The 26,468-nt window shown below is 33.8% G+C and carries 22 protein-coding genes; 9 read left to right on the forward strand and 13 right to left on the reverse strand.

Features of this window, described 5'->3' with window-relative positions; all coding sequences use genetic code 11:
- Positions 1-40 precede the first annotated feature (40 nt).
- Together lipA and DXU93_RS06640 are read left to right on the forward strand one after the other, a co-directional pair.
- The gene (lipA, locus tag DXU93_RS06635) at positions 41-922 is read left to right on the forward strand and encodes a lipoyl synthase (RefSeq protein ID WP_116880492.1); all 882 of its coding nucleotides are present in this window, start codon (positions 41-43) and stop codon (positions 920-922) included.
- Positions 923-1,102: 180 nt separating this feature from the next.
- Positions 1,103-4,204 carry a T9SS type A sorting domain-containing protein gene (locus tag DXU93_RS06640; RefSeq protein ID WP_205679238.1) on the forward strand — a complete coding sequence of 1,034 codons (3,102 nt, stop codon included), beginning with the start codon at positions 1,103-1,105 and terminating at the stop codon, positions 4,202-4,204.
- A gap of 374 nt (positions 4,205-4,578) precedes the next feature.
- On the opposite strand, the gene frr is transcribed toward DXU93_RS06640, so the two are convergent.
- The 6 genes from frr to rplM form a co-directional block, all read right to left on the reverse strand.
- Positions 4,579-5,142 carry a ribosome recycling factor gene (gene frr, locus DXU93_RS06645; protein ID WP_116880494.1) on the reverse strand — a complete coding sequence of 188 codons (564 nt, stop codon included), beginning with the start codon at positions 5,140-5,142 and terminating at the stop codon, positions 4,579-4,581.
- A gap of 54 nt (positions 5,143-5,196) precedes the next feature.
- Positions 5,197-5,901: a UMP kinase gene (pyrH, locus tag DXU93_RS06650; RefSeq protein ID WP_116880495.1), complete on the reverse strand. Its 705-nt coding sequence runs from the start codon at positions 5,899-5,901 to the stop codon at positions 5,197-5,199.
- Positions 5,902-5,996: 95 nt separating this feature from the next.
- Entirely contained in the window at positions 5,997-6,821 is an 825-nt protein-coding gene (gene tsf, locus DXU93_RS06655; protein ID WP_116880496.1) for a translation elongation factor Ts, read from the reverse strand.
- 23 nt (positions 6,822-6,844) lie between these two features.
- Positions 6,845-7,675 (reverse strand): 30S ribosomal protein S2, encoded by an 831-nt coding sequence (rpsB, locus tag DXU93_RS06660; RefSeq protein WP_116880497.1) that lies wholly within the window; start codon positions 7,673-7,675, stop codon positions 6,845-6,847.
- 114 nt (positions 7,676-7,789) lie between these two features.
- The gene (gene rpsI / locus DXU93_RS06665) at positions 7,790-8,176 is read right to left on the reverse strand and encodes a 30S ribosomal protein S9 (RefSeq protein WP_116880498.1); all 387 of its coding nucleotides are present in this window, start codon (positions 8,174-8,176) and stop codon (positions 7,790-7,792) included.
- Between the two features lie 5 nt (positions 8,177-8,181).
- Positions 8,182-8,637, reverse strand: a complete 456-nt coding sequence (rplM, locus tag DXU93_RS06670; RefSeq protein WP_116880499.1) for a 50S ribosomal protein L13 — start codon at positions 8,635-8,637, stop codon at positions 8,182-8,184.
- Between the two features lie 241 nt (positions 8,638-8,878).
- Between rplM and DXU93_RS06675 the strand changes: the two genes are divergently transcribed.
- A complete protein-coding gene (locus DXU93_RS06675) occupies positions 8,879-10,996 on the forward strand; it encodes a S9 family peptidase (protein ID WP_116880500.1) in 2,118 nt (705 codons plus the stop codon).
- Between the two features lie 78 nt (positions 10,997-11,074).
- Here DXU93_RS06675 and DXU93_RS06680 read toward each other — a convergent pair whose 3' ends face one another.
- Positions 11,075-11,596: an NUDIX domain-containing protein gene (locus DXU93_RS06680; protein WP_116880501.1), complete on the reverse strand. Its 522-nt coding sequence runs from the start codon at positions 11,594-11,596 to the stop codon at positions 11,075-11,077.
- Positions 11,597-11,609: 13 nt separating this feature from the next.
- Positions 11,610-12,809 (reverse strand): pyridoxal phosphate-dependent aminotransferase, encoded by a 1,200-nt coding sequence (locus DXU93_RS06685; RefSeq protein ID WP_116880502.1) that lies wholly within the window; start codon positions 12,807-12,809, stop codon positions 11,610-11,612.
- Positions 12,810-13,212: 403 nt separating this feature from the next.
- Between DXU93_RS06685 and DXU93_RS06690 the strand changes: the two genes are divergently transcribed.
- Positions 13,213-13,815 carry an RNA polymerase sigma factor gene (locus DXU93_RS06690; protein ID WP_116880503.1) on the forward strand — a complete coding sequence of 201 codons (603 nt, stop codon included), beginning with the start codon at positions 13,213-13,215 and terminating at the stop codon, positions 13,813-13,815.
- A 65-nt stretch (positions 13,816-13,880) separates the two neighbouring features.
- On the opposite strand, the gene DXU93_RS06695 is transcribed toward DXU93_RS06690, so the two are convergent.
- Positions 13,881-14,927 (reverse strand): efflux RND transporter periplasmic adaptor subunit, encoded by a 1,047-nt coding sequence (locus tag DXU93_RS06695; RefSeq protein WP_116880504.1) that lies wholly within the window; start codon positions 14,925-14,927, stop codon positions 13,881-13,883.
- Between the two features lie 236 nt (positions 14,928-15,163).
- Between DXU93_RS06695 and DXU93_RS06700 the strand changes: the two genes are divergently transcribed.
- Positions 15,164-15,706: a hypothetical protein gene (locus tag DXU93_RS06700; RefSeq protein WP_116880505.1), complete on the forward strand. Its 543-nt coding sequence runs from the start codon at positions 15,164-15,166 to the stop codon at positions 15,704-15,706.
- 418 nt (positions 15,707-16,124) lie between these two features.
- On the opposite strand, the gene DXU93_RS06705 is transcribed toward DXU93_RS06700, so the two are convergent.
- Positions 16,125-16,760 (reverse strand): carboxypeptidase-like regulatory domain-containing protein, encoded by a 636-nt coding sequence (locus DXU93_RS06705; protein WP_116880506.1) that lies wholly within the window; start codon positions 16,758-16,760, stop codon positions 16,125-16,127.
- Between the two features lie 55 nt (positions 16,761-16,815).
- Complete coding sequence (locus tag DXU93_RS06710) at positions 16,816-17,337, reverse strand: DUF7935 family protein (RefSeq protein WP_116880507.1); 522 nt, start codon at positions 17,335-17,337, stop codon at positions 16,816-16,818.
- 211 nt (positions 17,338-17,548) lie between these two features.
- Between DXU93_RS06710 and DXU93_RS06715 the strand changes: the two genes are divergently transcribed.
- From DXU93_RS06715 to DXU93_RS06725, 3 genes are read left to right on the forward strand one after another with little or no spacing between them, the layout of a single operon-like run.
- Entirely contained in the window at positions 17,549-19,117 is a 1,569-nt protein-coding gene (locus DXU93_RS06715) for a hypothetical protein (protein ID WP_116880508.1), read from the forward strand.
- The gene (locus tag DXU93_RS06720) at positions 19,114-20,340 is read left to right on the forward strand and encodes a hypothetical protein (RefSeq protein ID WP_116880509.1); all 1,227 of its coding nucleotides are present in this window, start codon (positions 19,114-19,116) and stop codon (positions 20,338-20,340) included. Before DXU93_RS06715 ends, DXU93_RS06720 begins: the two co-directional genes overlap by 4 nt.
- Complete coding sequence (locus DXU93_RS06725) at positions 20,337-21,779, forward strand: T9SS type A sorting domain-containing protein (protein ID WP_165851352.1); 1,443 nt, start codon at positions 20,337-20,339, stop codon at positions 21,777-21,779. The genes DXU93_RS06720 and DXU93_RS06725 overlap by 4 nt, the downstream gene beginning before the upstream one ends.
- A gap of 4 nt (positions 21,780-21,783) precedes the next feature.
- Here DXU93_RS06725 and DXU93_RS06730 read toward each other — a convergent pair whose 3' ends face one another.
- Complete coding sequence (locus DXU93_RS06730) at positions 21,784-22,299, reverse strand: KdsC family phosphatase (protein ID WP_116880511.1); 516 nt, start codon at positions 22,297-22,299, stop codon at positions 21,784-21,786.
- Between the two features lie 9 nt (positions 22,300-22,308).
- Positions 22,309-23,070, reverse strand: coding sequence for a Rossmann-like and DUF2520 domain-containing protein (locus tag DXU93_RS06735; RefSeq protein WP_116880512.1), 762 nt, complete (start codon positions 23,068-23,070; stop codon positions 22,309-22,311).
- Positions 23,071-23,171: 101 nt separating this feature from the next.
- Between DXU93_RS06735 and ccsA the strand changes: the two genes are divergently transcribed.
- Entirely contained in the window at positions 23,172-26,456 is a 3,285-nt protein-coding gene (ccsA, locus tag DXU93_RS06740; protein WP_116880513.1) for a cytochrome c biogenesis protein, read from the forward strand.
- Positions 26,457-26,468: the final 12 nt, after the last annotated feature.

Below are 26,468 nucleotides of genomic sequence, written 5' to 3' on the forward strand. Positions count from 1 at the left end.
ATTCCTTGAATTGAAAAGAAATACTTAATTACAGATTGCTATGACAGTAGTTGAGAAAGCCCGACAAACGAAAATACAAAAACCAAAATGGTTACGTGTAAAGTTGCCTACAGGTGATGCTTATAGAAATGTAAGAAAACTTGTGGATGAACATAAGTTACATACAATTTGCGAAAGTGGGAGTTGTCCTAATATGGGAGAGTGTTGGGGCGAAGGTACTGCAACATTTATGATATTAGGAAACATCTGTACGCGTTCTTGTGGATTTTGTGCTGTTCAAACAGGTAGACCAGAGGAGGTAGATGTTTTTGAACCTGGACGTGTTGCAAACTCTGTAAAACTGATGGAAGTTAAGCATGCTGTTTTAACCTCAGTTGATCGAGATGATTTAAAGGACGGAGGTGCTAATATTTGGGCGCAAACTGTTCGTGCAATAAGAAAACAGTCTCCAGGAACAACATTAGAAACACTTTTACCTGATTTTGCTGGGAAATGGGAAAACTTACAAATTGTACTAGATGTTGCTCCAGAAATTGTTTCTCACAATGTCGAGACAGTAAGAAGGTTAACAAAAGAAGTTCGAATTCAAGCGAAATACGACAGAAGTTTAGAAGCCTTGTTTCGTATTAAAAAAGCAGGAATGAGAACCAAGTCAGGAATTATGCTTGGTTTGGGAGAAACACATGAGGAGGTTTTGGAGACCATGGAAGATTTAAGATCGGTTGGGACGGATATTATAACTTTGGGGCAATACTTACAACCAACACAGAAGCATATACCAGTAGCAGAATTTGTAACTCCAGAAAGATTTGAGGAGTATAAGAGGAAGGGAATTGAAATGGGCTTTAAGTATGTAGAGTCTGGTCCACTTGTTAGATCTTCTTATCATGCTGAACGTCATATTTTTGATATGACAGAATAATTTAATTTTAGATTTGTATATTTTTAGTGGAATCATGTGTTAAGCATGTTTTTAATAAATGTTAATTGATCTAATTTTATAGTTGAATAATTTTGGCGTTAAAAAGTTATAAAATATTTGAATATTTTATTTAAATTGGCGCTTTGGAATAGATGTGAAACCGAAAGTATTATTATGAATATGAAGCGAAATAAATTAATTCTAGGAGGATTAGGAGCAGTGGCAATAGCTACAGCAGCCTTTATCACCCCTAGTGTGATGAACAATGACGTAGGGAGTAGGTACTCTCAAGAAAGAGGAGCTCTGTCGGCTCAAACTGGATCAAATGGCTTTGAAGAATGGGTTAAAACAACAATGATTGATGTTGAGACTGGTGAAGTCATTGAAGATGGTAAATTGAACACTATACTTAAAAAGTATAGATCTTTACCTCAAACGAAAGCCTTAACAGTTGAGTGGAATGAATTAGGTCCTGATAATATTGGTGGACGTACAAGAGCAATTTTAATTGATCATACAGATAACAAGAATATTTGGGCAGGTGGTGTTTCTGGTGGATTATACAGATCAGTGAACCGCGCAAATAACTGGGAGAGAGTTCAAACTTTCCCTGGAGGTCAGTTTATCTCTTCTATGGCACAGGATGCTGATGGAAATATTTACGTTGCGACAGGTTCTATTGATGAGAGTTGGAATGGACAAGGTTTGTTTGTAACAACTGATAATGGAGCGACTTGGGAATTGGTGCCAACAACGGATAATTTTGGGAAAATCAATAGAGTTGCAGCAACACAATATGACTCTAAAATTTACTTTACAACAACTTCAGGTTTGAAATCATATACTTATGGTGGAACTGTTGAAGACGTGACTGCATTCGGAGGGAATGGAGCTAGAACTTTAGCTTACTCATCTGATGGTGAAGTGATCGTTGTTGCTTCAAATAATTCTGAAACTTGGGTCTCTACCAATTGGGGGCAAGATTTTTCTTTAGTTTCAGCATCAGGTTCTAATCCTGCGAATGGTGAGATTTCTCAATCTGGGTTTTCTAGAATCGAATATGCGGTTTCTAAAAAGAAATCAGATGGAACTTATAATATCTATGCAGCAACAACTTCTTCAAATAATCAAGGTCAATGGATTTCTCTAGATAGTGGTAACTCATGGACGAAACACACAGCTGCAACTGGTCCAAATATTAATAATGGTGTAATCGATTATCGTAATCAAGGTACATATAATACAGTTGTAAGTTTTGATCCAACTGATACTGATCGTGTAATTGTTGGTGGTATTGACTTACACGAATGGAAAAAACAAATCAATAACCCACCTGCTGGAGGTTGGAATACTATTTCAGTTTGGTTTGCTAGTCCAACTAGTCCTTTGTATGTACACGCAGATAACCATGAGTTGAAATGGGATTCAGACGATAGGTTATATATCGGAAATGATGGTGGTGTCGGTGTTTCCCTAGACCAAGGTGGAACTTTTTACCCAGCGAATAGAGGGTATAACATTACACAATTTTATGCATTCTCTCACGATAGAAATGGTGCAGTTTTAGGAGGTACTCAAGATAATGGTTCATTATATAATAATCTTAATAACGCAACTTACCAAGAATTTAAAGAAGTAACAGGTGGTGATGGTTTTACAGCTGAAATATCTTTCTTTAATCCAAATGTATTCATAACAAGTCTTTACTATAACTCTTTCCAAAGAACTGGTGATGGAGGTCAAACAATGACTGCATTTACACCTGCTTTGTTAGGTTCTGGTTATGACCCTACAGGAACAGATGGTGGTCAACACCCTTTCCATACACAATTCCATTTAGGTGAATATTATGATGAAAATTCTGAAGATTCAGTAATTTACATTCCAAATCAACAATACGATATCGGTGATACAGTAATGGTTCCTAGTATGGCATCTGGTGATACAATCGAATACATCACACCAATCGTTTTACAATTCGATGATACTTTGTATTATGATCCTGCCTTGACAGAAACTCAATATGAGGTTGTTGATACTTCAGGTGTAAGCTACGATTTAGGTGTTTATTCTTATACTCATTTGCCAGGTTCTTCAGGAAGTACTCCACCAGTTGTTGATGATACAATTGCAGTTGATGTTCCAAACGGACCTGATACAGTAATTGTAACAGAAGTTAATCCTTACAACTTTTATTATGGTTCAAATTCAAATGGTCCAGGTGTTGCTGCATTTGGTAGAGATACTGTAATGCTAAATGTTGCTTGGGATACTTTAACTGTTCAAGACCCTTACCAATCATGGTTTGTATTCGGAATTAACCGAAATGGTGGTGAAATTTGGGGTACACGTGATGCAATGAGACTATCTGCAACTTCTTCAAGCTGGGTTCGATTAATGGAAGGTGTTGGAAATGTTGCTCAATTAGATGTTGCATTTAGTAAAGATCTAAACCATATGTATACATGTGCAGGTTCATCAGTTTATAGATTGTCTGGTTTAGGTTCAGTTTATACTTCAGATGCTGACTTTAGATCAAAATTAAGTTTAGATGATGGAGCAACAGCAACAGAAATGGTAACTGTTGGTAATGGTAATTTCTATGGTATTGGAATTAATCCACATGACGAGAATGATTTAGTTGCTGTTCAAGGATTTAATGGTTCTGTTTACCGTTCTAGTAATGCCGCATCAGCAACTCCTTCATTGACAAGTGTTGGTTCTCAAAATGGAATTGCATTCTATGATGTAGTGATCGATAGAGAAGATAGTGATGTTTTATTTGCGTCAACTTTTACAGGTGTATCACTTTCTGAAGATGGTGGAGCAACTTGGTTAGACGTTTCTGATCCACGTTTCGCTGGTGTACCGACTTATGAAATTCGTCAAGCATGGAGAACATGGGATGAAGGAAATAAAGTACCAGGAAAAGTATTTATTGGTACATTTGGTCGCGGTATTTGGTCAACGGATGCAGTTTTAAATGTTGCTACAAATGATCCAATTGAAAAAGCTGAGGAAGACAGTCCATTCAAACTTGAAGTTTATCCTAATCCATCAAGTTACAACTCAACTCTAGTTGTTGATCTTGCTGAAAGTAAATTAGTCGATATACAATTCTTCAATATTTCAGGAAGAATGGTTAAACAAATCCAAAAAACAAATGCTCATGCAGGACGTAATGAAATTGGTTTCGGTGTTAGTGATTTAACACAAGGTACTTATATCATTAGAGTTCAAAGTGGACATCAAGTTGAAAATATCAAGTTCGTGAAAATGTAATCACAACTTTAATAATACTTTAAAAGCCCTGATACATTTTGTGTCAGGGCTTTTTTGTTGTGTGATAACAAATAGATGTATTTCTATTTATAATTGTTTTAAACCATTATTCTTTTTTATGTTAGATCTCAAGACCAATAGATTTGATTATGAATAAGTGTATTTAGTGAGTAGTTGATTTAGATCAAATCAAGCTGTATTAGGGGGCATATCAAGAGCATATTCTAAGCATTAAATAATTTATGATGGTAGATATAAATTAAGAATTAAATGTGTATGATTTACTCTTATTCTCATTCCTTATTGGAATATTTGAACAAAAAAAAAGCCCTCCAAAAAGGAAAGCTTAAAGTTTTTTAGAAATTATATACTGATTAAACAGTCATAATATCTTTTTCTTTCAATTCAATTATCGAATCAATTTTCTTAACAAACTGATCAGTGACTTCCTGAATAGATCCTTCTGCATTTTTCGCATCATCTTCTGATAACCCTTCGTTTTTTAATTCTTTTACGAAGTCCATTGCATCTTTTCTGTTGTTACGAATGCTCACCTTTGCATGTTCTCCTTCAGACTTAGCAATTTTCGCCAACTCTTTTCTTCGTTCTTCAGTGAGCATAGGAATGTTAATGATTAACATTTCTCCATTATCTTGTGGAGCTAAACCTAAATTTGCATTAATAATTGCTTTAGCACATTCTCCTAGAATGTTTTTCTCCCACGGTTGTACGGTCAAAGTACGTCCATCCAAAGTACCAATATTCGCTACTTTGCTAAGTTCCGTCATACTACCGTAGTATTCGACAAGTACACCATCTAACATGTCAGGAGTAGCTTTCCCAGTTCTAATTTTTCTTAATTCAGAATCTAAAAAAGTCAAACTTTTATTGTTTGATTCCTTAAACTCATTAATAATTTCATTAATTTCTTCAGTCATTTTTTCTAATTGTTATAACCATTGAATATAGTGGTAAATTTAAGAAGGATAAGATTAAGCAACAACAGTTCCTACAGAATCTCCTTCAATAATTTTTTTCAAATTACCTTCCTCATTAATATTAAATACAATTATAGGTAGATCATTTTCTTTACACAAAGTGAAAGCAGTCATATCCATTACATTTAAGCCGTTTGAGTAAACATCATCAAATGAAATTTTATCATATTTTTCTGCTGTTGGATCTTTTTCTGGATCTTTAGTATAAACTCCATCAACTCTAGTTCCTTTGATAATTACGTCTGCATTAATCTCAATAGCACGTAAAGATGCAGCAGAATCTGTTGTGAAATAAGGATTACCAGTACCTGCACCAAAAATAACTACTCTACCTTTTTCTAAATGTCGAACAGCTCTTCTTCTAACGTAAGGTTCAGCAATTTCTTTCATTTCAATAGCAGAAAGTAATCTTGAATCGATGTTTGCACTTTCAAGGGCAGATTGAAGAGCCATTGCATTGATCATAGTGGCCAACATTCCCATATAGTCACCATGAGTTCTATCCATTCCACCTTCTTCAGCTTGTACACCACGGAAAATATTCCCTCCTCCAATTACGATTCCTAGTTCAACACCTAGATCGGTGATCTCTTTAATTTGTTCTGCATATTTGGTTAATCTGGCGTTGTCAATTCCGAATTGTTTATCTCCCATAAGTGACTCTCCACTTAATTTCAACAGAACTCTTTTGTATTTCATGATTAAGAATCGTTATATATTTATAAATTTTCTGCAAAATAAGACAAAAAAAAGAGAGAAACAATGTTCTCTCTTTCTTTTACTTCAAATATTAATTAGCTTAATGAAAAGCGTTTAAAGTCTGTAACAGTCAATCCTGACTCAACTGAGTTTAAGAATTGCTCTACTGACAATTTATTGTCACGAACAAATGCTTGGCTCAACAATGTATTCTCTTTAAAGAATTTGTTTAATCTTCCTTGAGCAATTTTGTCAGCTAAATCTGCTGGCTTACCTTCTTCGATTGCTTGATCTTTACCAACCTGTAATTCGTTGTCAATAACATCCTGAGAAATACCTTCTTTGTTCAATGCAACTGGGTTCATTGCAGCAACCTGCATAGCAACTTGTCTACCAGCATCATTTACTTCTTCACCTTCTTTGTTCAATCCAATTAATGTAGCCAATTGGTTTCCTGGGTGGTTGTAAGCAACTACACATGTAGCAGAAACCTTAGCAAAATCAGATAAATCTAATTTCTCACCAATAACACCAATTTGCTCAACTAACTTTTCTTCAACAGTTAGTTTGTCATTGTACTTTAACTTTTTAAGTTCATCTACAGAATCAACACCATTCTCAATACCTACCGTAAGGATAGATTTTACGAAAGATTGGAAATCTGCATTTTTAGCAACAAAGTCAGTTTCACAGTTCAATTTGATGATGTAACCAACATCTCCTTTAGATTCAGCAAAGATAAGACCTTCGTTCGCTTCGTTGTCTCCACGTTTTGCAGCAACTTTCTGACCTTTTTTACGCAAAAAGTCAATTGCTTTTTCCATATCACCGTCTGCTTCAACTAAAGCTTTCTTGCAGTCCATCATTCCTGCACCTGTCTGCTTTCTTAATTCATTTACTTGACTAGCTGTAATTGCCATAATATCTTAAATTACAAAAATTATTATTCTGATTTATCTGCTGCTTTCGCTTCAGATTTATCCTCTGTCTTTGTTTCTTTTACTTCCTCTTTTTTAGCGGCTTTAGCTTCTTTTTTCTTTGCTTCAGCAGCTTTTTTGTCAGCATCTTGCTTAGATTTAGCAGCTTTACGCTCTTCTAAACCTTCTTGAATAGCTGCAGTAACATAATCCATAATGATTGCAACAGATTTTGAAGCATCATCATTTGCTGGAATTGGGAAGTCAACTAGTTTTGGGTTAGAGTTTGTATCAACCATTGCGAAAGTTGAAATACCTAAACGGTAAGCCTCCTTCAATGCAATGTTCTCTTTCATTACATCAACGATGAAAATAGCCGCTGGTTGACGAGTCATGTCAGCAATTGAACCAAAGTTCTTTTCTAATTTCTCACGTTGTCTAGTGATGAATAATTTCTCACGTTTTGATAATGTATCCCAAGTACCGTCAGATTGCATTTTGTCGATCGTCGCCATTTTACGGACAGACTTTCTAGTTGTTGCAAAGTTTGTTAACATACCACCTGTCCAACGCTCTGTAACGTAAGGCATATTGATTGCTTTAACGCGATCTGCAACAATTTGTTTTGCTTGTTTTTTAGTAGCAACAAATAAAATCTTCTTACCCGATTTTGCAATTTGTTTCATTGCTAAACAAGCTTGCTCTAAATGAGCGATTGTCTTATTTAAATCAATTACGTGAATACCCTTTTGCTCATCAAATATATATGGAGCCATTGCTGGGTTCCACTTTCTTTTGAGGTGTCCAAAGTGTACACCTGCATCTAAAAGTTCTTTAAAATCTGCTTTTTTTGACATTTTAATTTTTTGTTTCGTGTTTACGTTCCTTTAGTAATCAATAACAAAGGGTTCTTGCGAAAAGTACTTTGCCATTTGGATACTAAACAAGCGCCAAATAAAGTTATTGTAAGTCTAACGTTTCGAGAATTGAAACTTCTTACGTGCTTTTGGTTGACCTGGTTTCTTACGCTCAACCATTCTTGGGTCACGTGTCATTAAACCATGCTCTTTTAATAAAGGCTTGTTTTCTTCATTAACTTTTACCAAAGCTCTAGCTATTCCTAAACGAATCGCCTCTGCTTGACCATTAATCCCTCCACCGTTTACATTAACAACTACGTCATACTGACCTAATGTTTCTGTAACAGCAAATGATTGTTGAACTTTAGTTTGTAAAGTTGCAACTGGGAAAAATACTTTAAAGTCACGTTTGTTTACTGTAATGTTACCTGTTCCTGGCTTCATGTAAACACGTGCTACAGAAGTTTTTCTTCTTCCTAATGTGTTGATAATTTCCATACTCACTATTTGATTGATTCAAGATTAATCGTTTCTGGCTTTTGTGCAGCATAATTATGCTCAGATCCAACAACAACTTTTAAGTTCTTGTATAACTGACTACCTAATTTGTTTTTAGGTAACATACGCTTTACAGCCATTTCTACTAAACGCTCTGGACGTTTTTCTCTTAATTGCTCGGCAGTTAATGAACGCTGTCCTCCTGGAAAACCTGTGTGACGAATGTAAGTTTTCGTCGACCACTTGTCACCACTCATTTCAACTTTCTCTGCGTTGATTACAATGACATTGTCACCACAATCTACGTGAGGAGTGAAGTTTGGCTTGTGTTTCCCACGGATCAATTGCGCTACTTTACTCGCCATACGCCCTAGCGTTTCGCCTTCTGCGTCCACCAATAACCACTTCTTTTCAGCGTTTTCTTTATTGATAGAGACAGTCTTGTAACTTAATGTATCCACTTCTTTAATTTTAAAAATAAGACAATAATCCCAAAATTTGGGGATGCAAATATATAACTTAAAGATTTGAATAACAAATACACGTTGAAAAGATTTAGAAAAATGTTTGTTTTCTTTTTCTTTTTAATGCTCAGCGCCTAATTATAACGCTTTGCTTTGCCTGATTAAGCAGTTGGTTAATAATTTCGGTACATATATTGTTTATATTTGGGAATTCACAAATTAAAAATTTTTATTAAAAATGAAAAAATACTTTCTTTTTCTATTGTTCTCTACCTTTTTTGTAGGAATTATAGATGCTCAAAAAGACTTGACACTTAAAGATGCTGTTTCGGGACAATATCGACAGTTTTACCCACAACATGTTTTTGGTTTCGATTGGATAAAAAACACTCAGAAATACTCCTATTTAAAGCAATATCAAACATTAGTTGTTGGTGAAGTAGGTGGTGAGGAAAAAGAAGTGCTACATATTTCTGATGTTAATAGTGCTTTAGGTGTCCAATTTAATTATTTCGCAGGTATTCAATGGAAAGATGAAAATACCATTGTACTTAAATTAGGAAATCAAGTTGTAACTTATAATCTTGAAACTAAAGAAGGAACGAAAATTGAATTGCCAGAAGAAGCAGAGCGTGCTACTTTTGATCACCAATTTGAAAATATCGCCTATACCTTAGATAATAACCTTTATTATACTCCTGTTAGTGAATATCATCACCTTGCAGTGACTTCAAACGAGGATTTAAATATTGTATCAGGACGAGAAATTGCGAGAAGTGAAATGGGAATTACTCAAGGTATTTTCTGGTCTCCTAGTGGTGACAAATTAGCTTTTTATCAAAAGGATGAATCTAATGTTCATGATTATCCTCTTCTTGATATTAACGCTTTGCCTGGAGAGTTATCATCTATAAAATATCCAATGGCGGGGCAAGCAAGTGAACAAGCTAAACTTGGAATATTTTCTTTAGAGTCGGAACAAACCATTTTTATTTCAACGCAACATGGTAAAGAAAATTACATTACTAATGTGTCTTGGACTCCAGATGAGAAATATGTAATGTTAGCTGAAGTAGCGCGTTCACAAAAACACATGTGGCTACAAAAGTATAATGTAGATGGAACTTTAGCTAAAACCTTATTTGAAGAAAAAAGTACAACTTGGGTAGAGCCAGAACGTCCTGCTCATTTTCCAAATAAAAATAGTAACGATTTTGTTTGGGTAAGTGAAAGAGACGGTTTTGATAACCTTTATTATTATTCAGAGGATGGAACTTTGAAATCTCAATTGACCAATAATATATTTGTCCTTAAAGATATTGTTAAAGCCGATGATGGTGAAGTGTTTTTCACAGCTACTGGGGAATATCCTTTAAATACTTTATTATATAAGGTAGATTTAAAAGGAAAACAAAAGTTGTTGACCAAAGAAGAAGGAACGCATAGTTTAAAAATTAATGAGGATGCTTCTTACATTTTTGATCAATATTCAGCGCATAATGTTCCAAATATTGCACTAATTCGCAAATCCAATGGAAAAGAAGTAAAGGAGTTGATCAAAGCAGAAAATACGCTTGAAGGATATAAGGTTTCAGAAGCAGAAATTAAGCCTATCAAATCAAGAGATGGAGTTGATTTGTATACGCGTATGATTAAGCCACATGATTTTGATGCGACCAAAAAGTATCCCGTTTTAATTTATGTTTATGGTGGACCTCATGCTCAATTAATTACCAATAGCTGGTTAGACGGAGCAAGTTTATGGATGCAGTGGATGGCCAATCAAGGGTATATTGTGTTTACACTCGATAATAGAGGTTCTGGAAATAGAGGAGTAGCGTTTGAACATGTTATCCATAGAAATTTAGGAGTAATTGAACATAAAGATCAAATGGATGGAGTGAAGTATTTGAGCGGACTTGATTATATAGATACCAATAGAATTGCTGTACATGGTTGGAGTTTTGGTGGTTATATGACAGGAACAATGATGATGAAGTCTCCAGAGGTGTTTAAAGTTGGTGTAGCTGGAGGTCCGGTTACTGACTGGAAGTTTTATGAAGCGATGTATGGAGAGCGTTACATGGATACACCTGAAGAAAATAAGGAAGGGTATGAGAAAACAAGTTTATTGAATCAAGCGAAAAATTTAAAAGGTGATTTACTGTTGATTCATGGAACTTCAGACCCAGTTGTTGTGATGCAACACAATTTGGCTTTGGTAAAGAAATTTATCGATTTAGGAATTCAAGTTGATTTTTTCCCTTATCCAATGCACGAGCATAATGTAAGAGGTAAAGATCGTGTGCATTTGATGACTAAAGTGTTGGATTATATTATTGAGAACAATCAGTAAACATTAGAATAGAGGTTATAATAAAAACGGGCTAACCAAATTTGGTTAGCCCGTTTTTATTATATGAATTAATTGATTTTACCTCAATTTTACTTTACCAAGGAGTTTAGAAATTAATTTTACATCTTCTAATGTTGGTTCTTCTGCAATACAATCAATATTTAAAGAAGAGATACTTTTTTGCAACTGATTGAAAGCCATTTTTACCATTTCGTTGTGGTCGAAAGCTAATTCTGGGATTTCTTTTAGGTTAACCCATTGTGCAGACTTAGCGTCGTCATTACCTTGTGGTTGCGTGCCTTTTCTTTTCATTAAAATATAGTGAGCGATAGAGATAACCCTGAAACGAGGGTCTCTCTTTACTTCACCAAAAGTATGAAATTGTCGAATTTGCTTAGTTTTTATACCTGTTTCTTCTTTTAGCTCACGAATGGCAGCTTGTTCAGGAGTTTCTTTGTCCTCGATAAATCCACCAGGAACAGCCCAATCTTTTCCTTTTTCTGCTTTTTTACGTTCGATCAAAAGAAGGTAAAGACCTTTTTCGTCATAACTAAAAACAACGGCGTCAGCGGCAATTTTAATGTGTTGTTGTATGCTCAAAACTTTCTAGAAATTAATATGTTGTGTTTGGATACTTTTTAAGTGCTTTTTCTATGCAGGTTAATGCATTTTCAAGTTGTGATTTTTCCAAAACGTAGGCAATTCTGACTTCTTTCTTTCCTAATCCCTTTGTAGCGTAAAATCCACTTAGAGGAGCCATCATTACAGTATTTCCTTCATATTCGAAATCTTCCAATAACCATTGGCAGAAGTGTTCAGTATCTTCTACAGGGAATTCTGCTACGGCATAAAAAGCTCCTTTTGGTTTTGGACAATTAACTCCTTTGATTTTATTTAAACCATCAACCATGATGTCACGACGAGCAACATATTCATTCGTTACGTCATCAAAATATGATTGCGGAGTGTCAAGAGCACCTTCAGCGGCAATTTGTGCATAAGTTGGTGGAGATAATCTTGCTTGAGCAAATTTCATTGCAGAATCCATAAATTCTTTATTGCGTGAAATTAATGCTCCAATACGTGCTCCACACATAGAATATCTTTTAGAAACTGAATCTATCAAGATTACATTTTCGTCTACACCTTGAAGGTTCATAACAGAAAAAGGTTTTGCTCCATCATAACAAAACTCTCTGTAAACTTCGTCAGCGAATAAGAATAAGTCTTTTTCTTTGATCAGCTCACTTAATTTTTCTAACTCCTCTTGTGTATATAAGTATCCTGTCGGGTTGGCAGGATTACAAATTAGAATAGCTTTTGTTTTATCTGTAATTTTCTTTTCGAATTCTTCAATTGCTGGTAATGCAAATCCATCTTCAATTTTTGAAGTAACAGGAACGATATTGATCCCTGTTGTATTGGCAAAACCATTGTAGTTGGCATAAAAAGGCTCTGGTATTATAACTTCATCTCCAGGATTTAACGCAACTGAGAATCCAAAAAGTAAGGCTTCAGAACCACCTGTTGTAACGATAATTTCGTCTTTGCTTACTTTTACATCATTCTTTGCGTAGTAATTAGATAATCCTGAACGGTATGATTCGAACCCTGCAGAATGTGAATATTCTAATACCTCGATTTGTGTATTCTTTATTGCATTTTTCGCTGATTCTGGAGTCTCAATATCAGGTTGTCCAATATTTAAATGAATCACGTTTTTACCTTGTGATTTAGCTGCCTCCGCAAAAGGAACCAATTTTCTAATTGGAGAAGCAGGCATGTTTGTCGCTTTGAATGATAATTTCGGCATATTTCTGTTCTTTTTAGTGGCCAAAAATAACTAAGACCATTTGATTTAAGATTGTTTTCAATAATTATTCTTGATTTTTATTTCTATCATTTATTGTTGATTGTATAATTGGTTAAATATTTTAAAAGAGTTGAGATGAAAATATTCATTAATACACATTTAAATCAATGAATATTACACTTAACATTGTTAGATTAAAAAAAAGTTAAGTTTCGGTCAACCTTTTCTACTTTCGAGACGTCATAGAACCGTAGAATTAAAATCCTTGGATTGATTTTTGCTATTTTAACAAATAAACTTATATTTGGTTTTAATATTTACTCATAAAAATAATTGCTTATAGAAACATTTTTACTCGAAAACAGAATTTTAATTTATTAGTTAATCTCAAAACTGAGTAATTATGAACTTATCTAAACAAGAAGACAAGCAGTTAGTAGCTTTATATATAAACGGAAACGAAAAGGCTTTTGAAGCGCTTTTGAATAGACATAAAAATAAAATATACAACTATATTTTTATGAAAATCCGTGATGAGGCGTTGTCACAAGATATCTTTCAAGAAACTTTTATTAAGGTGATTAAGACCCTTAAAAAAGGAGCATACAACGAAGAAGGTAAGTTTCTTCCTTGGGCAATGAGAATTGCACACAACCTTATGATTGATCATTTTAGGAAATCTAATAAGGTGCGTATGATTTCAGAATCAAGTTCTAGATCAGAAGATTATACCATCTTTGATTTGCTTGAATTGAAAGACAATAATGTTGAGGATGACATTGTACACAACGAATTGGTTACACAGATGATAGGTTTAATCGATTTCTTACCAGAATCTCAAAGAGAAATTTTAAATATGAGAATTTTTAAAGAAATGTCGTTTAAAGATATCGCCGAAAAAGAAGGTGTAAGTATCAATACTGCACTAGGGAGAATGAGATATGCACTAATCAATATTAGAAAATTGATAGAAAAACATGACTTGTTAACTCCGCTTTCGCAATAAGAAATTCAAAGATATTTTTTTAGTAGTGCACAAGAAAACTACAGTCTCCCACGGCTGTAGTTTTTTTATGGATTAACAATTATAAATGATTCTTTTGGCAATCCTTTTACTCTTGAAGAATCCTCTGATTTCGCAATTACATTTATACCTAATTTGAATAACTCGTTGTTTTTAAATATGGTCACTGAGTCATTGTGAATGGAAGAGTTAGGGATGGTAGGGTTTTCTGCATTAATTGTTGCGGTTAAGATTTGACCGTTTAAGTATTGATGATCTCCTTTTATTGCAAAAACAGCCTCTATATAAGTAGAGTCCATTGAAACAAATTCGGAATGTATTAAATCTGCATATACAGTTGAATTACTTTTTTGATGTGTAAATTGAATTGAGTCAATTTTACCCAAGCGTTCAAAATCTCTAATATTTATTTTTGATTTCAAGATATAACTTCCATTTTTAGCTATTCTCAAAATCACTTTGTTGCTACTGATAGTACTTCCTGGATGAATACTTCCTTCATAAACGAATCCCGAAAAAGGAGCAGAGTAGTAATGTTTTTGAAGATTGATCTTCAGGTTTTTTAGTTTATAGAATTGCTTTTCAATATTAAGACCGTCTACGATATTTTTTTCAATAGTAGATTTAGTGCTTGGCAGTGAAGGGATTGTTTGAGCAACATTGATTTGCTTATCGTAAGCATTCCATTTTTGAAATTGATCTGGTACTTTATGCATGATTATATCCAACAATTCTTTTAAGGAGGTTTTAAACTCATTTTGTTGGGCCAACAATTCATATAATTGCTCTACACGATCAAGTTTTATTAAAAGCTCATCTTTTGAAAATTGAGTCCCTTTGGTGATTATTTTGTTTTGACTATCGACTATTCCATTGACATGCATTATTACTTCTTCAATAATTGTTGGTTGAACAATGGCATGAATTTGAAGAGCTCTTTCTTCCTTTACTTCCAAAAGTTGATATTCAATAGCATCAGGTTTTTCAGAAGGAGATTTTATTTTTGAATTTGTTTGTTTAAGCAAGTAGAGTAAGGCGATGATTAAAATAATAATAATCGTAATGAATAATAGGCTGGATTTTTTTTGAGACATTTACTTTTATTAATGCGTTTAATGGTGTAAAAGCGCTAATTTACTAAGTGTTTTGTTTTTAACATAAGAAAAAATGTTTTAATCCTAATTTTAATATTTTAACTAAAACTTATTCCAAAATGAGTGTTTTCGGGCGGTATGTTAATAAAAATGTTGAAAAGCCAATTTTTTAATAGGTTATATTAATTTCATATCTACTTAACTTTGTAATTGGATTCTCAACAAAAATACGCGATATGCTAAATACACTCTTTAGAAAGAAAGTTTCAGATGAACAGCTTGCAAATGTTTTTGTCAATGGCGTTTTAGGTGTTATAGACAAAGGTTTTGAGGAGGTGAAATTTATTATGGAGGAAGATCCTGCATTTCAGAAAAAACCAAATTTGAGTAATGCTTCTGATGGGCACTTCGCAATGATTGTAATTGTTGGAAACTTAAAATCTTTAGGGGATTCCTTCTCTTCAAAGAAATTATCGACGCTTGAACCTTTGATTTATGAAAAGATTGCAGATGCTTTCGAAATGACTGTAAGTGAATTAGAGGAACATGTGAAAGATTATTCTTCATTTATGTCACGCGTGAATCATCCTTCTAAAGTTACTTTATATAGCATGTCAAAATCTATGTTTTATAAGTATAAACTGAATGATAGTCAAGATGATTATTTCAAAAGCATGGATTCTCCAAATCCTCTGTTCTTAAAACGAATGGATGAAATTATGAAGAACTTTTTGTGGAATTGGGAGGCTTTCTTTAAGCGTTATAAGATTCAAATGTAATTTGTTCCTTTTCGTATTCTTACATTAGATTTGCATTGATTTTATTGGCTTAAAGTTTTTAGAATCTATGAAATGGCAGGCCTAAAATATTTTCAGTAATACATTAAGTTTATTTCCTTAATCTTCCTTATCTGTTGATTTAGCGTAGATTTTTTTCTGATATAAAATGGTTGGTGCTATTCAATCAAGAAATCGAATAAAGTAACACGTGTCTAAATAGAACGCATTTCAAGTGTTATAAAACTAGTCAGTACTAATCTAATTATCCTTGAAGTAATAAAATTAATTGCCTTAATCTCTTTTTTAGGATGGCCAAGGAATTACACTATAAAAGAAGTGTAAATGAATTGAAAACCAAGGGAGTTTTAAGTTCGCCTTTTTTTTTAATATCGTTTAAATCATATGAACATCAAAGCGCTTACTCCCTTTGAAGTTCTCCATTCTTCCATGATTCAATGAATTGTCCCCAAGCTGCAGGATTTAATAAGTTGTTGATAGGCGTTTGACCTTGTGTGTAAATTTGCGTTTGTCTTTGTTCGGTTTGCCAGTTATATGAAAGTTTTCCGTCGGTTGGAACACGTGATGCAATAAAAGCTAAGCTTTCTCCAGAAAGTTGTTTTTGAGCTCTTCTTAATGCGTCGTCATAAGGATCCATTTCAACAAATGCTCTTGCGAACTCCTCTCTTGAAGGCCAAGGGTAAACATCAACTTCTGGCAATTGTAAGGTGTCTGGAGTCATAACATGAATGATAGAATATCTCGATTCTTTCAATGAATCTGGAACGATATATGAACTAGTTTTGAATCCAAAAGCGTTAAATAAAATTGTATCTCCAGGCTTTGTCACGAAACTGAAATATCCATAATAGTCAGACATTGTTCCTTTTCCAGTAGATTTATCGATAACTGAAGCGTAAGATACTTGGTTTAAGCTATCACTTGAGACCAAAACTCCAGAGAATTGTATTAATTGCTCTTCCTTTTTACCTTCTTGTGCTGAAGTTGTGAAAGAAAAACAAAGAATTAGTATTGTAATAAAAAATGAAAATCGCATAATTTTGTTTTAATCAATAGTACGAAAAAATAAGCTAAAAGTTGAACTGGAATTGTTAAAATAACCTTTGTAATTCTTCTTTTAAAACCTTAATTGTAATTTCTGTAGGTAGTTCATCTAGTTCACCAACGATTTCAAAAATTTTGTTACATAGTTCTATAGCACTCGCATCTTCTTTTAAAGATTGTGCAGCAACATTAATAATTTTAATGGTTTCTTCTTTACTTTTTTTGACCATTTCCCAACTAGAGGTCGAAATAAATATTTGTTGTGCTACATTATGATCGAATTCACTTCGAATGTTGCTGAGTAGCTCTGTTTGAAGTAGTACTGCAGATTTGTTTGTGTCGTGTAAACGCATAATCAAACTTTGTGGATTGATGCGTTCAAGGAGTAAAACAGCTCTTTGGTATGCTTCCATTCGAGGTTCTAAAAAGAATTTTTGACGTTCCTTCTTAAGGTCCATGTTCAAAGTTGTGACATCTCTTTCGTTTTGTTTTTTTAAAAAGGTAATGACAACAAAAGTTACAGATAATGCAGGGATTAATGCGACAATAATATATGCTAAGTATTCCATTTCTCTAAATATATGATTCCACCAAAATTAACACGCTTTCATAAATAATCATTTAAAAAAATGATTTTCTTTATAAATTATGACCTAACCTAAACAAATAAATGTTTTTCCTTAGTTTTGTTATCGTTTAACAACTTATTAGAAATTAAATTCGTTTTTTGCTTGAACTGCTGAATGAACAATCATTCTTGAATAATTAATTGACTATTTTATGAAATTTAACTTCACTTTTTTGTTGCTTGTTGTATTACTCTCAATAGGGTGTAGGAAGAATGAAACGAGTTGGAAATCTGATTGGGTTGTCCCTCTTATTAAAGATTCATTGGTCATTAAAGATTATGTGAACGATTCAACATTAGCCATTAATAATGATCAGTCAATTCAAATTATAGCAGAAAGAAGTTTAGTTAATCTTGATTTAACCTCACTTGTTGAAATTCCAGACACTTCAATTGAACAAACTTTTACTATTAATTTTCCTTCATTGACTTTAAACCCTGGGACAAGTTTTGTAGATGAAATTAAGGAGCATGAATTTGATCTTGGAGAAACAGCCTTAACAAATGTTAGGGTTGAAAATGGTAAGGCCAACATTCGCATCGAAAATCCTATTGCGAGTACGGGTGTTTTTCATGTGACTTTACCAGGAGTTGTGAAAAATGGGAGTGTATTTACACATACGGAAAATGTTCCTGGAGGAACAATGGCCAATCCAGGTATCGCAAATTTGGAGCTGGATTTAACAGGTTATTCTATTGATATGACAGGAGAAACTGGTCAGTTATATAACTTACTACAATCTAAAATGAGAATATCTACGGACCCAAATGGTTCTGCAATTACAGTAACAAACCAAGATGTTTTTAAAACGATTGTTAGTTTTGAAAATCTCACTTTTGATTATGCGAAAGGGTATTTTGGAAATATCATTTTTTCAGATACAAATACAGTTGATGTAGACTTTTTAAAAAATATTGTCGGTGGCGCAATTAATTTAGAAGATTTAAATTTAGAATTGATTATTCAAAATGGGATAAAGGTTAGAGCAAAGGGCGAAATTAGTCAGTTTGAAAGTGTGAATTATAATGGAACTTCAGTGTCACTAGATCATCCCTATTTTAATCAGGAGTTTATCATTAATCCTGCAACAGGTTCTTGGAGCTCAATTTCTCCATCAGAATTAAACTTTTTATTTGATCAATCAACAGGAAATTTGGAAGCATTTCTAGAAAATATAGGGAGTCAATACAATCTTGGGTATGCTATTGAGTTAAATCCTTTGGGAAATACTTCAAGTGGAAATGATGTGTTGTATCCAGAAAGTCGATTGGGAATTGAGTTAAAAGCAGATTTCCCTTTGAAACTTGGGGCGGATAGTTTGACATTGCGAGATACTTTTGATATTGATTTTAAAAATGATAGTAAATTATTAAGGGTAGAATCTGGTGATTTAATTCTTCAAACCACCAATACTTTCCCTTTTGGTGCAGAAGTAAAACTTGAATTAATAGATGAATATGGTGCTTTTTTGGCGAAGATTAATAGCACCGGAAGTGTTTTACCTGCTCAGACTAATGTGAGTAATGATGCTCACGAGCCTATTGAGAATGAATTGCGTTTTAATGTAGAAGAGTCAATCGTTAATGTTTTACCTGAAACAAAATCAATAGTGGTAACCGCAACTTTTTCAAGTACAACATTTAATAATAATAAAGTTTATGCAAATGCAGCTTTACATTTATTATTAATGAGTGAATTAAAGCTTAAATCTCAATTATGATACTTGATAAAATTAAATTATCATTCCTCTGTTCTCTTTTGACGCTTAATGGATATTTAAGTGCTCAAGAGCTTTTACCGGAATTATATGATTCGACCGTGTTTGAACAGCAGCTTATTATTAACGGTAGTGTTCTCCAACATGCTTCAAATTTACAGAATGAACTATCTCGAAAATTTCTATTTGGTGGTGAAGTTTCAGATGAATTGAGTCAGGAATCATATGATCAACATTTAAATTCGAATCGTGTAGGGGTTGGAGCGAGATTTAGAATTGAATACAGAGGTTCTCGTCAGATTTTTAAATCTAGACCTAATCTGAGTTGGATGGCAGATATTTCAAGTAACTATCATGGTTATGCTGAGTATTCAGATGATATTTTTGGTTTAGCCTTGTTAGGCAATAAATCCTTCTTAAATGAAACTGTAGGATTCAATAATAATGAATTGAAATATGTTCAGTTCTATAGTTTAGGAGGAGGAATTCATAACCGTAAGAATAAGAATTTTGTGTCATTGAATGTGATATTGCCAATGAGCTTTACGCAGCTTGTTGTCGATCGAGGAGCGATTTCATTTTTTAATGATGGAGCTGAAGTAGGGCTAAACCTTAGAGCCGAAATGCTTGAAGGAAACGCAAATTCTGATATAAAAGGAATAGGAGGAGCGGTAAACTTTGATTATCATATACCCTTCGGAAATGAAAATGAGTTTAATGGAGTAATGAAAATTTCAGCAAGGAATCTAGGTTTGTATCATTTGAATGATGCTCAAAAACAAAAGGTTACTAATGAAATAAGTTATAGTGGTTTTCAATTGGACAATTTTTTCGGAGATAGTATTTCAACAACATTAAAGGATACATTAGGGATTACTGAAAGTAAAAGCTCTTCTACTCATTTTTTACCGGGTTTTATTCAGGTAGGAAAAGTGGCTACTCATCATTCTAAAGATAAGTTACAATCAACTTTTGGTGTTCGTTTGTATACCAATCGTGTTTACCGACCAATGGTTTTTGCTGGAGTACATTACCAAGCGATGAAAAAGATTTCTTTCGGTTCTCAATTGACATATGGTGGGTATGGTAATTTTAGATTAGGACTTTATGCAAACTATCAATCAGAATCAATTGTGTTTGGAATAGGAACGGAAGATATTCTTGGTGCATTTTTAAACAGTCAATACGGACATTCAGGATTAATCAGATTAGCATGGAAATTATGAGATATATAATACTTTTTTCTTTGGTTGTATTTTCATTTAATAGTGAAGGTCAGATTTCTTTTTACAATAAATATTCTGGAGGACCCTTTGATCAAGGGAATGGAGTGACACAGTTGCCTGATTCAAGTTATGTTGTGACAGGGACTTCCGCTGGTTTTAATTCTGAGTCAGGGCAAGCGTTTTTAATGTTAACAGATAGTTTAGGAAATCAGCAATGGACAAAGGATTACGGAGGTTACGGAGACGATATCGGAGTTCGTGTAATTCATATACCCAATGATGGTTTTTTTATCGCTGGATATACGGGGTCTACTCCCAATGGTGATTTTGATTTTGTTTTGTATAAAACAGATGAAAATGGTGATTTACTTTGGGAGAAAACATATGGTGGAAGTGATTGGGAGAAGTTAAATGATGCAGCTTTACTTTCTGATGGGGGACTTATTTTGGTTGGTGAAACTGAAGGGCTGGAATCTCAAGGAAGAGATATGTATATGGTTAGAACTGATGCTTTGGGTGATACATTGTGGACAAAAACAGTACAAACACCTGAAGATGATTTCATCAATGTTGTAGATACCTTATCGGCGACTGAATTTTTGATTGGTGGAAATGTTGGAACAGTTGGTGTTTCAATGGGAGTTTTAACCGCTTACAATAATGATGGAACAGAAGTGTGGTCTGAATCTTTAAATCAAGGCGGTGTTTCCACGATTAACGATTTCTCTATTTATGATGATACAATTTACCTTGTTGGTTTTTTACAAAATTCAGTTGAAAATAAAACAGATCTTTGGGTGGCGAAATGTGATTTGACAGGAGACTTTATAAGTCAATATTATGAAGAATTTTATGATTTAAGTACTTACTTTAGTTCGATTTGTGTCAAAAATAGAGATACAATGTACATGGCTATGCATACGAGTACTCCTGAAGTAAATCCTTATCCTGGAGGATTGGATCTTCTTGTTCACAGGTATAAACCTTCAAATTTAACTTTTCAAGCGAGTCACCCTTTAACAGGATATAATGATGATCTTGCCCAAGAAATGATTTTAGCAAGCGATAATGGAGTTGTTGTTGTAGGTACAGTAAGCGATGATCCTTTAAGTTTATCATTAGGAACAGATGTTTTGTTGGCTAAAATTGGACCAAACGATGAAGCTCCGAATAATTCAATCGGAGATTTAGATTTGGTCAACCTTTTTGAAGAAACTACAGAAGTTGTACAGGTGTATCCTAATCCGACAAATGGTTTAATTTACTTGCCAAATGAGTTGATTGGAAATCAATATGAATTATTAAATATTCAAGGGAAGAAAGTCTTTTCTGGACAGCTTGAGGCTCGATTGAATTTAACAGACCTTGATGAAGGAATTTACTTTTTAAGTATTCAAGACCAGCAACAAATTTGGTCTGCTAAAATCATTAAGCGCTAAATTCCTACCATTCGTGAGCAGCATCAGAAAACCATTTTCCTTGAACACGTAAAGTTTGTTCGATTACATCCCTCACGCAATGACGACCACCATCAAATGGAGATTGATAATGTGAAATGTTTTTAATTTCGATCGCAGCATCTTGAGGACAAGCAGCAATACCAACTTGTTGCATTACATTGTAATCTGGGATATCATCGCCCATATACAATACTTCTTGGTCAGTTATGTTATGTTTTTCTTTTAACTCTGCATAAACTACCTGTTTGTTGGATGCTTTCAAAATAACTTCTTTGACTCCAGCGGAAAGTAATCTTTCTTTAACGGCTTCTGAGTTTCCGCCTGTTATAACAAAAATGTTATACCCCATTTTCGTGGCATATTGAAGAGCATAACCGTCTCTCGAATTTAATGATCTAACGACTTCATTGTTGAAAAGGTAGACGTTTCCATCTGTTAAAACACCATCAACATCAAATATAAAGGTGGTGATATTAGAAAGGCTTATTTTGTAACTCATATTTGTTTTTTATTTTTTTTGAATTAACTCACTCATCAAACGATATACTTTTTGCGTATCTTGATCTTGAATGGATTTTAAATGTTGTTCAATTATGTTTTTGTCTCCTCTTTTTGCAGGTCCCGTTTGAGCTTCAGCAGGAGATAATTCATCAAGTTTGTTTACTGTCTCTCTTATTAATGGCAGCAGTAAATCAAAATCTAATTGATGTTCCCTCATTTGTTTTTCTGACAAATAATATAGAAAGTTCGTGAAATTATTAACCATTACGGCAGCAATGTGGATGTTGTATCTTTCGTCTGAGTTCGCTTCAATTACTTTTGAACTTAACGTTTCTGCTAAAGCAATTAATTCATTCTTAAAATGCTCGTTTTCCGATTCTATTAAAAATGGAACATTTGAAATGTCAATATTTCTGTTCTTACTAAATGTTTGAAGTGGATAGAGAACACCGATTTTTTCACGTTGTGGTAAATCATTTAGTTTTACGCTTCCAGAAGTATAAGCAACAGCGGTTTCTATGTTAATTTGAGACAATACAGTAGCAATGGCGACATCAGAAACGCAAATGATGGCCAAATCATCTGACTGAATCTTATTTAAATCGGTTAAGCAGCTAGACTCAAGTTTTTGGGAGAGTTTTTTGGCTTTGGAGATGTCTCTTCCCCAAACTCCTTTTATCTCTTGGTTGCAACGCTTCAAATGAAGTCCAAGGTTGTGTGCAATATTCCCTGTACCAATGATGATTATTTGATTTTGTGCTCTTTCCATTTGATCTTTTTTCTAAAAGATTATTTGGGTCAAAATTAACATTTAAATGGGGCTAAATTACCAAAGCTTTAGTAGTTTTGCTGGTTAAAATTAGAAAGAAAATGTTAAATAAGATTTTAAGTGGTCTGTTCTCAATGAAAATGATGGCTGTCAGTATGGTTATCTTTGCCTTTTCAATTGCTTTAGCTACATTTATTGAATCAGATTACGGAACACCTGCATCTAAAATAGCAATCTATAACGCTGTTTGGTTCGAATTACTTTTACTTCACTTATGTATTACTTTATTGGTGAGTATCGTAAAGTTTAGAATGTTTCAACGCGATCGTCTGGCTACTTTTACTTTCCATTTATCATTTTTACTAATTATTGTTGGTGCTGCACTTACTAGATATGTTGGTTTTGAAGGTCAAATGAGAATTGGTGAAGGAGAAACAACAAATGTAATTTATAGTTCGAGTCCTTATTTAACATTTAGATCTAACGACCTTGTTAATCAATATGAGCGAAATGAACAACGATGGTTGTCAGAAGGTGTAGAAAACCCTTTTTCTTTTGATTTTCAGTTGCCAAATCAGCCGAAAATAAATGTTGATTACGTTTCTTACAAAGAAGGAATGATCGATACACTTATTGAGGATAAAGAGAATGGTAAAAGAGCCATTGAAATGGTGATCAAAGGAGAGACTGTTCATCTTTTTGAAGGAAACGAAAGATCAATCGGAGGATTAAATTTTTCTTTTGAAAATCATGGACATGATCATCCAGGAGTTGAAATTACTGAAGAAGGAGGAATGCTGTACATTCAATCAATTCAGGATTATAAACGTATTGACATGGCTTCTTTATCAAAAGAAGATAGAATGTCCAATAATATTGATCCAAGTGCTGTAACAGAAATTCCTGCAGATACTTTGGTTCCTTTCTTCCCAAGTCAATTGTACATGATTGGTACAGAAAGTGTAGTTTTTAGACGTTTTCATAAAAGTTTAGCCAAACGAAAAATAAAGTCTCCAGAAAAAGATGGCGGATTTAATTATTTAACCTTGAAACTTTCAACAGAAAATGAATCTAAAATTGTTGAAATAGAAGGAAGCGCTACACATATTTTAGAAAACCAATATATTCAATTTGCTGGTTTGAACTTTGAAATTGGATATGGTGCAAAACCGATTGAAATTCCTTTTTCAATTAAATGTAGAGACTTCCAGTTGCATAAATATCCTGGTTCAACAATGGCCAGCTCTTTTGCTTCAGAAGTTACGGTAATCGACTCGACAAGAGATGTTGTTCATGACCAAAGAATTTTCATGAATAGTGTGATGGATTACCAAGGTTATAGATTCTTTCAGTCTAGTTATTTTCCAGATGAATCCGGAACAGTATTAAGCGTTAATTATGACTGGTGGGGAACCAATGTAACTTATATCGCTTATTTGATTATGGCAATTGGAATGGTAATGTCTTTATTTAATCGTGATGGTAGAATGAAAGAACTGAATAATTTGATAAAAAAATCAAGAGCAAATCGTTCTAAAATGCTAAAAACTGTTGCACTTATCATTGGTGTTGGTTTAAGTGGAATGACAATGGCGCATGGTGATGATACAACACACACGCATGATCATGAACATCACGAACATCACGATCACGACCATCATGACCACGACCATGCTCACGATCATAGTCAACAGCAAGTAGAGACTGATGAAGCGAAATATAAAATCAAGTATATCTCTAAAGAGGATGCGGAAAAGCTAGATGATCTTTTGGTTCAAGATTATGATGGTAGAATTATTCCCTTCCATACGCTAGCAGATAAGCTTTTACGAAAAATCCATTACTCAGATAAGTACGGTGAATACAATGCTGTTCAAACACTTGTCGCGATGCATATTTATGGAGCTAAAGAATGGAAAGATGTTCCGTTTACTTATGTTTCAAGTAAAATTCGTGAAGATTTAAATTGTGGAAAGTATGTTTCGATTACAGAAATGGAGGACGCAAATGGAATCTTCAAATGGATGGATGAATATGAAATTGCTCACGGTAAATCAGATGGACAGAAAAATGAATTCGATAAAAAGCTGATTAAGCTTGGAGAGAGATATAGAATTTTAAAAGAAATATTTCAGTTTCACCACTTAAGAATTGTTCCTATTCCAGGAGATGTTAATGGTAAATGGGTTTGGCCTTTTGCATTGGAATTACGTGAATTAGGTGAGGAAAATCAAAAAGCGAATACGCTTGCGATGAATATGCTTACTCAGTTGTTCTACGTTTCCCAAGGTGAAGCAAAGTTTTCTGATGTTCAACAATACCTAGTTCCATTGAAGGAGATTCAGTGGGAAGAATTAAGGGTGTTTGAATCAAATAATCCTCACCTTAACAAATTGACAGATACTCATGTTGAAGTAGAGATCGCTTACAATAAATTTAAAGTATTTAATAAAATTCAATCTTTATATTTTACGTTAGGATTTTTGATGTTGATTTTATTCTTCATCAGAACTTTAATAACACCAACGATTAAGAGTGAAAAGATATTTTCTAAAATCAACTTCATATTCATCGTTGGGGTTGTATTAGTATTCCTAGGTCATGCAACTGGTTTGGGAATGCGATGGTATATTTCTGGTCATGCACCATGGAGTAATGGTTATGAAGCTGTGATTTTTATTGCGTGGTCAACAATTTTAGCGGGGCTGTTCTTCGTGAAAAAGAATCCGGCGGTATTGGCAGCAACTACCTTATTGGCTGCTTTGATGCTGTTTGTAACTGAAATGAATTTACTGGATCCAGAAATTACTCCACTTCAACCTGTGTTGAAATCTTATTGGTTAATGATTCACGTTGCAATCATTACTTCATCTTATGGATTCCTAGGGATATCTGGTATCTTAGGATTGGTGAATATGTTATTGTACTTGTTGAAGAACAAGAAAAACAAAAAACGTCTTCAAATGAATATCGTGGAGCTCACTTCAGTGTCCGAAATGGTATTAATTGTTGGATTGTTTATGCTTTCTATCGGTACCTTCCTTGGTGGTGTTTGGGCCAATGAATCTTGGGGAAGATATTGGGGTTGGGATCCTAAAGAAACTTGGGCCCTTGTGTCAATGTTAGTTTATGCGATTATCATACACCTTAGATTTATCCCTTTTTTAAGCAATAGATTTTTGTTTAATGTATTAAGTCTTTGGGGATATTCAGCTATTCTATTTACCTTCTTTGGCGTAAACTTTATTCTTGTTGGATTACATTCCTATGCACAAGGAGAAGGTGTTGCTGAATGGCCAACTTCTGTTTTCGTTGCTATTGGAGCATTTGGAACATTTACCTTATTGGCAACGATCAAGTATTTAGTTGATAATTCAAAAAAGTAAAAGTATATAATC

It is taken from the genome of Brumimicrobium aurantiacum (assembly GCF_003402975.1).
Classification (GTDB): domain Bacteria; phylum Bacteroidota; class Bacteroidia; order Flavobacteriales_D; family Crocinitomicaceae; genus Brumimicrobium; species Brumimicrobium aurantiacum.

Excerpts from the sequence above, each read along its gene's own strand:
- lipA (WP_116880492.1), top strand. The coding sequence starts at position 41 with ATGACAGTAGTTGAGAAAGCCCGACAAACGAAAATACAAAAACCAAAA.
- DXU93_RS06640 (WP_205679238.1), top strand. The coding sequence starts at position 1,103 with ATGAAGCGAAATAAATTAATTCTAGGAGGATTAGGAGCAGTGGCAATA.
- frr (WP_116880494.1), bottom strand. The coding sequence starts at position 5,142 with ATGACTGAAGAAATTAATGAAATTATTAATGAGTTTAAGGAATCAAAC.
- pyrH (WP_116880495.1), bottom strand. The coding sequence starts at position 5,901 with ATGAAATACAAAAGAGTTCTGTTGAAATTAAGTGGAGAGTCACTTATG.
- tsf (WP_116880496.1), bottom strand. The coding sequence starts at position 6,821 with ATGGCAATTACAGCTAGTCAAGTAAATGAATTAAGAAAGCAGACAGGT.
- rpsB (WP_116880497.1), bottom strand. The coding sequence starts at position 7,675 with ATGTCAAAAAAAGCAGATTTTAAAGAACTTTTAGATGCAGGTGTACAC.
- rpsI (WP_116880498.1), bottom strand. The coding sequence starts at position 8,176 with ATGGAAATTATCAACACATTAGGAAGAAGAAAAACTTCTGTAGCACGT.
- DXU93_RS06675 (WP_116880500.1), top strand. The coding sequence starts at position 8,879 with ATGAAAAAATACTTTCTTTTTCTATTGTTCTCTACCTTTTTTGTAGGA.
- DXU93_RS06685 (WP_116880502.1), bottom strand. The coding sequence starts at position 12,809 with ATGCCGAAATTATCATTCAAAGCGACAAACATGCCTGCTTCTCCAATT.
- DXU93_RS06690 (WP_116880503.1), top strand. The coding sequence starts at position 13,213 with ATGAACTTATCTAAACAAGAAGACAAGCAGTTAGTAGCTTTATATATA.
- DXU93_RS06695 (WP_116880504.1), bottom strand. The coding sequence starts at position 14,927 with ATGTCTCAAAAAAAATCCAGCCTATTATTCATTACGATTATTATTATT.
- DXU93_RS06700 (WP_116880505.1), top strand. The coding sequence starts at position 15,164 with ATGCTAAATACACTCTTTAGAAAGAAAGTTTCAGATGAACAGCTTGCA.
- DXU93_RS06705 (WP_116880506.1), bottom strand. The coding sequence starts at position 16,760 with ATGCGATTTTCATTTTTTATTACAATACTAATTCTTTGTTTTTCTTTC.
- DXU93_RS06710 (WP_116880507.1), bottom strand. The coding sequence starts at position 17,337 with ATGGAATACTTAGCATATATTATTGTCGCATTAATCCCTGCATTATCT.
- DXU93_RS06715 (WP_116880508.1), top strand. The coding sequence starts at position 17,549 with ATGAAATTTAACTTCACTTTTTTGTTGCTTGTTGTATTACTCTCAATA.
- DXU93_RS06720 (WP_116880509.1), top strand. The coding sequence starts at position 19,114 with ATGATACTTGATAAAATTAAATTATCATTCCTCTGTTCTCTTTTGACG.
- DXU93_RS06725 (WP_165851352.1), top strand. The coding sequence starts at position 20,337 with ATGAGATATATAATACTTTTTTCTTTGGTTGTATTTTCATTTAATAGT.
- DXU93_RS06730 (WP_116880511.1), bottom strand. The coding sequence starts at position 22,299 with ATGAGTTACAAAATAAGCCTTTCTAATATCACCACCTTTATATTTGAT.
- DXU93_RS06735 (WP_116880512.1), bottom strand. The coding sequence starts at position 23,070 with ATGGAAAGAGCACAAAATCAAATAATCATCATTGGTACAGGGAATATT.
- ccsA (WP_116880513.1), top strand. The coding sequence starts at position 23,172 with ATGTTAAATAAGATTTTAAGTGGTCTGTTCTCAATGAAAATGATGGCT.